Below are 12,004 nucleotides of genomic sequence, written 5' to 3'. Positions count from 1 at the left end.
TTGCGTGGGCAGCACGTGCGGCGCTTAATTTTAAAATTAAACGAATTTGTATTCAACCATGTCTGATTACAAGCGGCTCTCCAAAAACGGCCGGTCAAATTGCCTCGGCTTGTGGTACAAAAGAGATGAGCTACAACGCGCCTGCTGGACATGCACCCAGAGGGGTGTCGGAGAAGGGTAGTAGCAGCTCGTCCTGCATTTCCACGGGCGGCAGGTCGGGAGGGCGCTATGGCCGAGACACAGATTGAATGGACGGACGCCACCTGGAATCCGGTCGCCGGCTGCACAATCGTTACCGCTGGCTGCACTAATTGCTACGCAATGGAGATGGCGCGTCGCCTTGAGGCGATGAGCGTAGTCAAATATCAAGGATTAACTCGGCGCAGCGGACAGCGTACAGTATGGAATGGCGTGGTTCGGGAGGATCTAGATTCGCTTAAAATACCTTTCGGCTGGAAAAAACCGCGGAAGATATTTGTCAATTCGATGAGCGATTTATTTCACGAGGGCGTTAGCGACGATTTTATAGTAAGAATATGGGATGTGATGCGCCAAACATCCCATCATAATTATCAGATTCTGACTAAGCGCCCTGCGCGCATGGCTGATTTTATTGACAAAAATATCGGATACATTCTTCCGAATGTTTGGCTGGGAACAAGCGTTGAGAACGCAGACGTTGTAGATCGCATAGATCATCTTCGAAAGGTACCCGCTAGCATTCGTTTTGTATCCTTTGAACCCCTGATTGGCCCTGTCGGGGCAACTAGTCTCGCCGGCATCCAGTGGGCTATCGTTGGCGGTGAAAGTGGGAAATCGGCGCGTCCCATTCGCGAAATGTGGATTGACGAAATCTACAACCAATGCTCAGTTTATGGTTGTGCGTTTTTTTTCAAACAGTGGGGCACTTGGGGCAGGGACAATAAGCGTCGATCAAAAAAGGAAAACGGACGCGAATATCGCGGCCGCATATGGAACGAAATGCCGACGTTTTGACATTCTGACCCTCTGCCCGGCTTAGCGGGGCGATTTCGTGGTAAGCAAATCTTATGACTGGATTGCGGGCGCGCATCTCGATGATCACACTCGACGCAAGCATAAGATATTACGGGAATATTTTTATCAATATGTGATGGTAAAATGCGCGAGACCTATACAACCGAAGTTTCGCCTTGCAGTTGTTGATGGATTTTCGGGTGGGGGTCGCTATATATGCAACACCCCGGGATCTCCGATCATTTTTATTGAAGAACTACAGCGCGCAGCAAACGCCGTCAATGCTCGAAGAGCGGATCAAGGCTTAAATTCTGTTTTGGAAATTGAGTGCTTATTGATTTTAAATGATGCCAAAACTGATGTGACAAATCTCCTAAAGTCTCACGTTGAGGCTATTTTGTTAAATTCCAAGGAGGCATGTCCGAGTCTCAATCTAAATGTTATATATTTAAACGACATATTTGCTTCTTCTTATCCCGAGATCAGGAATTTGATTTTGAAAGGCAGATATAAGAGCGTCATATTTAATTTAGATCAGTGTGGCTACGCTGCGGTGGACAATCTGACGCTTAGCGAGATAATGAAAACAACGCCATCTACTGAAATATTTCATACATTCTCAATACAAAGTTTGATGACCTTCCTCAGCAGAACAGATCCAAACCTGCTGGAGGCACAAGTCAGAACATTAGGCATATCATCAGCTGATTTAAGAAATAACGATGATATTATGAGCAACAATATGTTCCTTGGCATGGCCGAGCGGTTAGTATTTAATTCATTTAAAATCACGGCGCGATTTGTAAGCCCGTTTTCGATTAGAAACCCAGATGGTTGGCGCTATTGGCTAATCCATCTCGCCAATAACTATCGAGCTCGCCAAGTTTATAACGATGTATTGCATGGCAATGGCACTCAAGCCCACTTTGGAAGGTCCGGCCTCAATATGCTGAGTTACGATCCATCAAACGAACAAGATTTGCTCTATTTATTTGAGGACGAAAATCGCAGATATGCACAGGAGCAACTTATCAATGACATACCCCAATTCATTTCAAATTTTGGAAACGCAATGAGAGTCTCTGATTTTTACGAGGCAACTTATAACATCACGCCCGCTCACAAAGACGACATTCACTCCGCAATGATCGAAAACAGCGAACTTGAGATTCATACTCAAGATGGGGGCCGTCGTCGAAAGGGCAACACTATTAACATCAGAGATACAATCAAATTAAAACCACAACGCTCCCTTTTTCATTTTTCAGCATCCTTACACAAAATAGTAAGGTGATTTTCTGTCTATTACGTCAAGATATTTATCTAATAAGCAAATCGGGTATTTCAGATATTTTCAAAGAAGCTACTTTGGATGCTCCGCCTTCGTCATTCCTAATTGCTACTACAAATCGCTTCAACGGGCGATCTGACACAGAGAGCCACCCGGCAAGGCGGTGGGCTTTTGGACTGAGTCCTATTGGCATGCGGTTGTACAAGCCGGTCACTGGAAAAATGTTTTGGCGCGTGAAACCTGACAAGAGCTCGCATGCCGCACCGGCAGCCAGATCCGGAATAGCCACTAAATCCTCAATTTGGAGAGATCCGTTGTCAGATTTTACACATCCTAAACGCAGTCCTCCAAGGTTATAAGACATCATGTGCGACGAAACAGCAGCAAAGAGGTTTGTTAAAGCGATGATTTGATTGTCGTTTGATGCTACATCGTCTTGGTCACAAATCCATATTAAATTTTGCTTTGGAACAGACATCAACGCTGTGCAAAGCGCGCTTAAATATGTCACTCGCATCAGATGTTCGTGAACGACAGGCTTCCACGCGCTCGTAAGCTTTCGATAATTATCACTATTGTGAGGAGAGAAAATACTTCCGTGAGATTTTTCAATCCCGACGACTACTAAAGCTCCCTCTATCTCATCCGCCATAAGCAAAAATGGCAAAAGCGCCCGCCTCTTGGCCTTATCATTTAGAGCTTTGAATGACATGCGCCTTTTATTTTTTAGCGCTTCAGATCTAAAAGCACGTTGGGCGGCGAACCACCAATCATTTCTATCTAAATCTAGCAACATAAATGCATAAGTTGTATATAAAGATTCGCGATGGGTTCCGCTAAAATCTGCACATAAAAAGAGTTCTTTGCCTCGAACTCCATGAGGAAATCCGGCTCCCATCAATTTATTTGCAATAGATGTTGCTAACATTGCGAGAAGCCCACTAGGAGAGTCGGTATTATTGATTATCTGCAGATTATCTTTAATATACATTCTGTCACCTATATCTGCTGGTCAGCAACAGCACCGACGAAGAAACAAACATCAATTTAGTATAAAATATATTTCATTAGCTTGTATGTGATTATCCATGATGCGACGCGGCGGGAATGGGGATTGGCCACGAACACACCGTTCGTGGCCGGCACCAAATGTAAGGCGGCGCAGCCGCCAACCGTCAGCTCTTCACCGCCCCAGCCGTCAACCCGCCCACCATATACCGCTTGAACACGTAATAGATCGCGGCCGGCGGCATCGCATAGATCAACCCGGTGGTCATCAGCAGCTCCCACGGCGAGTCGTCCGCCGCCAGGAAGCTCCCCAGCGCCACCGGCAGGGTCACGTCGGTGTCGCGGGAGAGGAGCAGGAAGGCGAACAGGTACTCGTTCCAGGCGAGCAGCAGCGCGTAGACGCCGATCGCGACCAGCGACGGGACCATCAGCGGCAGGTAGACGAAGCGGAAGAGCTGGGGCGGCGAGGCGCCGTCCATGATCGCGGCTTCGTCCAGTTCCACCGGCAGCTTGTCGGAGGCCTGCTTCAGCACCCAGATCGCGTAGGGGCTGGCGATCGTCACCATCGCGAGGATCAGGGCCCACTTGCTGTTGAGCAGCCCGTACGCCCCCATCGTCTTGTACATCGGCACGGCCAGGAACGCGGCCGGGATGAAGTAGGTGAAGAGCGCCATGTTCATCACGGTCCGGCCGCCCTTCACCTTCAGGCGGCTGATCGCGAAGGCCGCCGCGGTGGCAACAACCAGCGTCAGCACGCCGGTCGCGAAGGCGATGACGGCCGAGTTCCAGAATTGCTGCCAGAAGTTCGACAGGAAGTAGTGCTGCTGCCCGAACACGATCTTGAAGTTCTGCAGCGTCGGGTGGGCCGGGAACAGCGCCCCCGACATCGCGTCCTGCTTGGGCGAGATCGCGAACAGGACGAGGTGGTAGATCGGGATCACGGTCCAGAGCAGGACCGGGATGCCGATGAGGAGGAGCTTGGCCTCCGTGCCGGCCGCCTTGAGCCAGTTGGTGCGGGCGGCGGAGCGCTCCTCGGCGGACGGCGTCGCGCGGGCTGTCAGGGTCGTGCTCATTTCGAGAGCCTCTTCATCAGCACGTAGACCAGCGGCAGCACGAAGGGCATCGCGCAGACCACCGCCGCCATCGAGGCGTCGACCTGATCGAGGCGGAGATACCGGATGCCGAGGGTCGCCAGCACGTGGGTGAGATCGGCGGGACCGCCGCCGGTGAGCAGGTAGACCGAGTTGAAGTCGCCCAGCGTCCAGATCATCGACAGGATGGTGCAGGTCACGTAGAGCGTCCGCATCGACGGCCAGGTGACGTGCAGGAACTTCTGCCACTTGGTGGCGCCGTCGACGGAGGCCGCCTCGTAGAGGTCCGCCGAGATGGCGAGACGGCCGGCGAGCAGGATCAGCGTCCAGAACGGCAGCGACTTCCAGATATGGACGCCGATGGCGAGCGTGAGCGCCAGCGACGGGTCGTTGAGCCAGTTCGGGCCGTCGTCGCCGGTGAGCCGGAAGATCAGCGAGTTCACCACGCCCCATTCGGGGTTCAGCATGAACCGCACGGACAGGATGGTGGGGATCGACGGCACCGCCCAGGGCAGGATGAACAGCACCGACAGCCAGCGGATCCACTTCCGCTCGTTGGTGAAGAAGCCCGACAGCACGAGCGCGATCGCCATCTTCACGTTGATGCCGACGATGAGGAACACCAGCGTGTTGACGACCGCGCGGGCGAAGATCGGGTCTTCGGCCAGGTGCACGTAGCTCGCGGGGCTGCGCGCCAGCCACAGGCCGTAGCCGATCGGGTAGATGACGAAGAAGATGAAGATCAGCAGGTAGGGCGCGATCAGGATCAGCCCCCAGGCCTGCCACGAGGTCAGGCGGAAGGGCTGGGCCGCGGCGACCGGCGCTGCCTCAGCGACCGTTGCGGACATGGTCGGTCTCCTCGATGAGGCCGGGATGGGGGGTACGCGAAAACCGAGAGCGGGCCCCGAGCGCCACGCGATCGGACCCCGCTCTGGATGGTGTGGGTGGAGGCACGTGTGCCTCTCCTGTTGTTCCGTCGGGCCGTCTGTAAAAAGAAGAGCACCGGTCTCCCCTCTCCCCGCGGGCGGGGAGAGGGCCGTGTTCCCGTTCAGGGAACACGGCTAGCGGAGGCGCAGCCGAAGCGAGGGTGAGGGGGTGTTTCCGGAGGAGCCTTATCCGTCGAGACCCCCTCACCCTCGCCCTTCGGGCTTGCCGCGCCCTCTGAACGAGGGCTCGGCCCTCTCCCCGCCCGCGGGGAGAGGAGTATTCCCGCGCTTTTCCTCGTCCCGGACAGCCCTTACGTCTTACTGCCCGGCGATCTGCTTGATGCGGGCCAGCATCTCGTCGGCGGCCTTCTCGACCGGGACCTTCTCGCTCACCACCCGGTTCATCGCCTTGGCGAAGACGTTCTCGTTGTTGACCAGCGTGAACTTGTAGTTCTTCACGTAGTCGAACGGCTCGGTGCCGGACTTGAACTGGTTGTAGACCGCCTTGCGGTGCTTGTCGGCCTGCCAGAACGGGCTCTCGATCGAGGCGGTGGTGACCGGGAACCAGCGGCCGATCGCGCCCTCGACGTAGGGACGGAGGTTGTCCTCCTCCATGATGAACTTCACGAACTCCTTGGCCGCCGCCTTGTTCTTGGCGCCCGAGAAGACCACGCCCTGCTTGACGTCGGCGCGGTAGGTCATCGGCTTGCCGTCCGGCCGGTTCGGGAACGGCGCGGTGATGATGGTCTCCTCGTAGGCCTTCTTCGAGGCCTCGCGCTGCTCGGGCGTGTTGTTCGGGTTGACGCTGTCCTCGTACCACTTGGCGGCGATCGAGATGGTGAAGTTGTGCGTCATCACCGTGGTGCGGTTGTGGAACGCGACGTTGTTGTCGGGGTCCTTCCAGGTCGTGGCCGACGGCGGCACGCAGCCCTTGACGTAGGGATCGGTGTAGTCCTTGAGCGCCTTGACCACGCCCTCGCGGGTCTTCGGGTCGTCGACGGTCAGCTTGCCGTCGGCGTCGACCAGCTTGGCGTCGTAGGCGTCCATGAAGGCGTAGAAGGACTGGAAGCTGTCGGTGGATTCGACCCCCATCGGCGCGCCGATGCCGTAGGTGCGGGTGCCCGAGGCCTTGCGGTAGCCGGGCTGGACCTTGTCGCACCAGAACGCCCAGTAATCGGACCACTTCTGCGGGATGTCGGCCTGCTTGAAGCCGGCCTTCTCCAGCATGTCGCCCCAGATCTCGGTGTGGAGCGTCTGGCGCTTGAGCGGGAAGCCGTAATAGGCCTTCTTGCCGGTCTGGCCGTTCATGAGCAGCACGTGCTCGACGGTCTGGGGCGCGAAGCGCGACATCATCGGCTGGAGGACGTCGGTCAGGTCCTCGAGCTTGCCCTCATAGGCCCACTTGCCGGCGGCCTGGTTGTTGTAGGTGTCGGAATAGCCGACATCCGGCGGCGAGCCGGAATCGAGCGCCGCCACGGTCTTGGGGATCATGTCCTGGATCGCGTATTGCGACAGCTCGACCTTGATCCCGGTCTTCTGCTCGAACTTCTTGATCGTCGCCCAGAGCGACTCGTCCTCGGACCGATAGAAGCCCTTGCTGAACCAGACGGTGAGCGTCTTGTTGTCCTGCGCCACGGCCGGCAGCGCTGCCATAACGAGGGCGCCCAGCGACAACGCTCCCGCGATCACTCGCTTCATCGATCGATTCCTCCCAACGCCGCCCCGTTGGTCGGGCGGCTTATGCCGCATATCAGCACGCCCCGCGGGCCGAGGCAATTCGGCGAAAGTCAATGACGGTCCGGATCAAGCGAAATTATATGGCGCGCGACGGAGCATGACTCGCAGGATTATTCCACCAGTCGACACACTCCGCACGCAACGGCGCGGCCGTGCCCCGCCGCAATACACGGCGTTCCTGCACCGACGCGCCCCGGGTTCGAGACGTTACGCTGGCGCTAACAGGAAATCGACGACGTCGGACGCGGCGGACCGGGCGTCACGGCGTCCGGGCGGACAGGGCCGCCGGGCCCGCCGCCACGCGGAAGCGCGCCCTCCCCTCGGCCTTGGCGGCGTAGAGCGCGGCGTCCGCCGCCGCGTAGAGCTCGGCGGAGGAGCGGCCGTCGGCGCGGGCGATGCCGATCGAGGCGCCGATGCTGAAGGTCCGGCCGGCCCAGGCCACCGGCTGCCCGAGCGCGGCGACGAGGCGGGCGGCGACCTCCTCGGCGATGCCGGGCGCGGTCGTGGCGAGGAGGACCGCGAACTCGTCGCCGCCGATCCGGGCGACGAGGTCGCCGTCGCGGCACGACCCGCGCAGGCGGCCCGCGACCTCGACGAGGCAGGCATCCCCGGCCGGATGGCCGAGCGTGTCGTTGACCGGCTTGAAGCCGTCGAGGTCGATCAGCAGCAGGGCGCCGAAGGGGGAGCGCCCCGGGGCCTCGTCGAGCGCGGCGAGGCGGGCCTGGAACGTCGCCCGGTTGGCAAGGCCCGTCATGGCGTCGAACTCGGCGAGGTAGCGGGTCCGGTCGGCGAGGAGCTTCTCTTCCGTGATGTCCTGCTTCATCCCGAAGATCCGCACCGGGTCGGCGCCCTCGCACTCGACCACCGCGTTGATGCGGATCCAGCGGCGGCGGCCCTGGCCGGTGACGATCTCGGCGTCGAGGGTGAAGCCGCCGCGCTCGGCGATGGCCCGCCCGCGGGCCTCTGCGAGCGCGGCCCGGGAGTCCGGCGCGTAGCAGGCGACGATCCGGTCGCGGTCGAGGGGCGCGTCGCGCGGCAGGTCGAACATCGCGTAGACCTGATCGGTCCAGGTCAGGGTCTCGTCCGGCAGGGCGCATTCCCACACGCCGATCCGCGCGGCGGTCGCGGCGCGGTCGAAGATCTTGCGGCTGTGGGCGAGCGCCCGCCCCTGCGCGGCCAGGGCCTGCGCCAGGCCCTCCCCCGCCCGGGCGAGGCGGCCGAGGCTCTCGGCGGCGACGGAGAAGTCGGCGAGGCGCCGCTCCTGCACCCGCGTCAGGCGGCGGGGCCGGGCATCGAGGAGGGCGAGGAGGCCCGGTCCGGACCCGAGCGCCTGGGTCGCGACGAAGCGCCAGCCCGGCGCGCCGGCGACCGCCGGGTGGGTGCGCCAGCGCGGGGCGGCGAGGTCGGGGACGACGCGCAGGCCCTCGCCGGAGACCGCCCGGCACAGGGCGGCCGCCGCGGCGTCGGGCGTCGCGCCGCCGCTCGCCCAGGCGGGCGCCCCGCCCTCCGGACCGAGCAGCAGGACGGCGCGCACGGCGAAGGCCTCGCGGACGCGATCGAGGAACGCGACCACGGTGTCCGCCCCCGGAGCGAGGGACGAACAAAGGTCGGTTGCGTCGTACAACCCGTTGCTCGCGTGCATTGCAGGCGGATGTCACATGCCGAACAGTCTGACCGGACGTAATGGCCATGACTTAAGACATGATTGATCGGCCGGAATTCACCGGTCAAGCTCCGTTCGTCGAAGGACCGGCGGCGAACATGGTCGCCGCCGCGGCCAGGATCGACGGCGCTTCGCCTCAGCCGCGGGTGAAGCGCAGGCTGTCGCGGGTGAGCTGGTCGATCCTGGTGCAGCCCATCAGCTTCATGTCGCGCTCGATCTCGATCCGCATCAGCTCCAGCGCCCGCTCGACGCCTGGCTGGCCCGCGGCCGCGAGCGGGAAGAGGTAGTAGCGGCCCAGGCCCACCGCCTTGGCGCCGAGCGCCAGGGCCTTGAGCACGTGAGTGCCGCGCTGCACCCCGCCATCCATGATCACGTCGATCTTGTCGCCGACGGCATCGACGATCTCGGCGAGCTGGTCGAAGGCGCTGCGCGAGCCGTCGAGCTGGCGCCCGCCGTGGTTCGACAGCACGATGCCGGTGCAGCCGATCGCCACCGCGCGCTTGGCGTCCTCCACCGACATCACACCCTTGAGGCAGAACTGGCCGCCCCAGTCGCGCACCATCTCGGCCACGTCGTCCCAGGTCATGCCCGGATCGAGCATCTCGGTAAAGTAGCGGCTGATCGAGAGGGCGCCGCCATCCATGGCGATGTGGTTCTCGAGCTGCGGCAGCCGGAAGCGCTCGTGGGTGACGTAGTTGATGCCCCAGGCCGGCTTCATCGCGAACTGCGCCATGCCGCCGAGGGTGAGCCGGAACGGAATCGCGAAGCCGGTGCGCTTGTCGCGCTCGCGGTTGCCGCCGGTGATGCTGTCGACGGTCAGCATCATCACCTCGATGCCGGCCTGCTTGGCGCGGGCCATCATCTCGCGGTTCAGGCCGCGGTCCTTGTGGAAGTAGAACTGGTAGACCTGGGGACCGCTGCTGATCCGGCGCGCCTCCTCCAGGCTGACGGTGCCGAGCGAGGAGACCCCGAACATCGTGCCGAACTTGCCGGCCGCCGCCGCCACGGCGCGTTCACCCTGGTGGTGGAAGAGCCGCTGCAGGGCGGTGGGCGAGCAGTAGACCGGCATGGCGAGGCGCTGGCCCATCACCGTCACCGACATGTCGACGTCGGTGACGCCGCGCAGGACGTTGGGAACGAGGTCGCAGGCCTCGAAGGCGGCGGTGTTGCGCCGGTAGGTGACCTCGTCGTCGGCGCCGCCGTCGATGTAGTTGAAGATCGGGCCGGGCAGGCGGCGTTTCGCCATGCGGCGGAAGTCGTGGAAGCTGTGGCAGTCGCTCAGGCGCATCGGGGCTCTCGCATCAAGGCTTTCCCGGGGGGCGATCCCGCGGGCGCGGGGAACCGCGCGGCCAGGCAGAGGGAAGGACGGGGGCCGGGGGGCGCAGCCCCCGGCCCGGTCGGAGGATCAGTGCGCCGGCACGAGCGCGGTGAAGGGCGGCACGTAGGCCTGGAGCATCACCAGGAGGCCGACGAGGCAGGCTAGCGCGACCGAGTGGAAGAACACGTAGCGCAGGATCTTGGCCTCGCCGCCGTACCATTGCGTGGCCGTGGAGGCGACGACGATCGACTGGGCGTCGATCATCTTGCCCATCACGCCGCCCGAGGAGTTGGAGGCGGCCATCAGGGTCGGCGAGAGGCCGAGCTGCTCGGCGGTGATCTTCTGCAGGCCGCCGAACAGCACGTTCGAGGCGGTGTCCGATCCGGTCAGGGCCACGCCGAGCCAGCCCAGCATCGCGCCGAAGAACGGGTAGATCCAGCCGGTCTGCGCGAAGGCGAGGCCGAGCGTCGCGTCGGTGCCCGAGTACTTGGTGACGTAGCCGAGCGCCAGCATCGCGGCGATGGTGAGGAGGGAGTAGCGCACCAGATAGGTGGTGCGGCCGTATTCCCGTACCAGCCGCAGCGGGGAGAAGCCGAGGATCAGCCCGCCGACGAGGCCCGCGAGCAGGATGCCGGTCCCGGTCGCCGAGAGCAGGTTGAGGGTGTAGACCGCGGCCTCCATGGTGGGCTTGGCGACGACCGGCGGCATCTTCACCACCAGGTTGTGCAGGGCGGGCACCGGCAGCTTCCAGACCCAGAGCGAGTCGAGCCAGGCGCGGAATTGCGGCGTGCCCCAGGCGAAGACGAACACCGACAGGATCATCCAGGGCGTCCAGGCGCGCAGGACCGCCCGGGTGGTGTGGGTCTTCGGCTCCGCCACCGGCGCCTGCGCGCCGTCGTCCCCGGTCGAGGTCCAGATTCTGGCCGGGCGCCAGACCCGCAGGAAGCCCGCGAGCGCCGCCATCGAGCAGAGCGCGGCCACCACGTCGACGAGCCAGGGGCCGTGGAAGTTCGAGACCAGGTATTGCGGCACCGCGAAGGACAGGCCGGCGACGAGGAGCGCGGGCCAGACCTCCCACATGCCCTTGCGGCCGGCAAAGGCCCAGATCAGCCAGAACGGCACCAGGACCGAGAAGAACGGCAGCTGGCGGCCGATCATCGCCGAGAGCTCGATGAGGTCGAGCCCGGTCACCGCCGAGAGCGCGATGACGGGGGCGCCGAGCGCCCCGTAGGCGACCGGCGCGGTGTTGGCGATGAGCGAGAGGCCCGCGGAGGCGAGCGGCGAGAAGCCCAGGCCCATCAGCATCGCGGCGGTGACCGCCACCGGCGTGCCGAAGCCCGCCGCACCCTCGAAGAAGGCGCCGAACGAGAAGGCGATGAACAGGAGCTGGAGCCGCCGGTCCGGGGTGATGCCGGCGATCGAGTCGCGCAGGACGTCGAACTGCCCGGTCTTCTCGGTGAGCCGGTAGAGGAAGATGACGTTGAGGATGATCCAGCCGATCGGCAGGAGGCCGAAGGCGGCGCCGTAGACCGCGGTGGCGCCGGCCATCGGGGCCGGCATGCCGAAGCCGAGCACCGCGACCGCCAGGGCGACGGCGAGGCCGGCCAGCGCCGCGACATGGGCCTTGAGGTGCAGGAAGCCGATGCCGCCCAGCAGCACGACGATCGGCAGGGCGGCGAGCGCCGTCGACCAGACGCTGTTCGACAACGGATCGTAGACTTGATTCCAGCTCACCTTGTGGATCCTCCCCTCTTCGACTCTCTCGTCCTCTCGGACCGTCTCGCCCGTTGCGGGCGCGTGCGGGTCCTTCGGACCTCTCTCTTGCGGATGCGGCTGCCTTCGATCCGCGCGGCCGCCATCGCCGTCCCGCACCGGGTGCGGGGGCGTGAGCGGGCGCACCGGCCGACGGGACCGCGCGACCTCGATGACCGACTTGAACCAGAGGCATGGGAAAGGTAAAATGATTTTACCAAC

General features: G+C 62.1%; 9 protein-coding genes. 2 read left to right on the top strand and 7 right to left on the bottom strand.

What is annotated here, in order from left to right:
- The first annotated feature begins 228 nt into the window (after positions 1-228).
- Positions 229-996 carry a DUF5131 family protein gene (locus HPY23_RS10590; RefSeq protein WP_091883610.1) on the top strand — a complete coding sequence of 256 codons (768 nt, stop codon included), beginning with the start codon at positions 229-231 and terminating at the stop codon, positions 994-996.
- A 37-nt stretch (positions 997-1,033) separates the two neighbouring features.
- Positions 1,034-2,290, top strand: coding sequence for a three-Cys-motif partner protein TcmP (locus HPY23_RS10585; protein WP_091883713.1), 1,257 nt, complete (start codon positions 1,034-1,036; stop codon positions 2,288-2,290).
- A 25-nt stretch (positions 2,291-2,315) separates the two neighbouring features.
- Here HPY23_RS10585 and HPY23_RS10580 read toward each other — a convergent pair whose 3' ends face one another.
- From HPY23_RS10580 to HPY23_RS10550, 7 genes are all read right to left on the bottom strand, one after another.
- On the bottom strand, positions 2,316-3,278 hold the full coding sequence (locus tag HPY23_RS10580; protein WP_139234896.1) for a hypothetical protein: 963 nt from the start codon (positions 3,276-3,278) through the stop codon (positions 2,316-2,318).
- 184 nt (positions 3,279-3,462) lie between these two features.
- Complete coding sequence (locus HPY23_RS10575) at positions 3,463-4,368, bottom strand: carbohydrate ABC transporter permease (protein WP_236012835.1); 906 nt, start codon at positions 4,366-4,368, stop codon at positions 3,463-3,465.
- Positions 4,365-5,234 carry a carbohydrate ABC transporter permease gene (locus HPY23_RS10570; protein ID WP_091883612.1) on the bottom strand — a complete coding sequence of 290 codons (870 nt, stop codon included), beginning with the start codon at positions 5,232-5,234 and terminating at the stop codon, positions 4,365-4,367. Before HPY23_RS10570 ends, HPY23_RS10575 begins: the two co-directional genes overlap by 4 nt.
- Before the next feature lie 396 nt (positions 5,235-5,630).
- On the bottom strand, positions 5,631-7,010 hold the full coding sequence (locus HPY23_RS10565; protein ID WP_060846783.1) for an ABC transporter substrate-binding protein: 1,380 nt from the start codon (positions 7,008-7,010) through the stop codon (positions 5,631-5,633).
- Between the two features lie 298 nt (positions 7,011-7,308).
- Positions 7,309-8,622, bottom strand: coding sequence for a diguanylate cyclase domain-containing protein (locus tag HPY23_RS33760; protein WP_280142895.1), 1,314 nt, complete (start codon positions 8,620-8,622; stop codon positions 7,309-7,311).
- A gap of 226 nt (positions 8,623-8,848) precedes the next feature.
- Positions 8,849-10,000, bottom strand: a complete 1,152-nt coding sequence (locus HPY23_RS10555) for an alpha-hydroxy acid oxidase (RefSeq protein WP_091883614.1) — start codon at positions 9,998-10,000, stop codon at positions 8,849-8,851.
- Between the two features lie 117 nt (positions 10,001-10,117).
- The gene (locus HPY23_RS10550) at positions 10,118-11,764 is read right to left on the bottom strand and encodes an L-lactate permease (protein WP_091883615.1); all 1,647 of its coding nucleotides are present in this window, start codon (positions 11,762-11,764) and stop codon (positions 10,118-10,120) included.
- Positions 11,765-12,004: the final 240 nt, after the last annotated feature.

This window comes from Methylobacterium ajmalii, assembly GCF_016613415.1.
In the GTDB taxonomy this organism is placed as follows: Bacteria; Pseudomonadota; Alphaproteobacteria; order Rhizobiales; family Beijerinckiaceae; genus Methylobacterium; species Methylobacterium ajmalii.
This window is presented reverse-complemented; position numbering and strand designations above follow the sequence as displayed.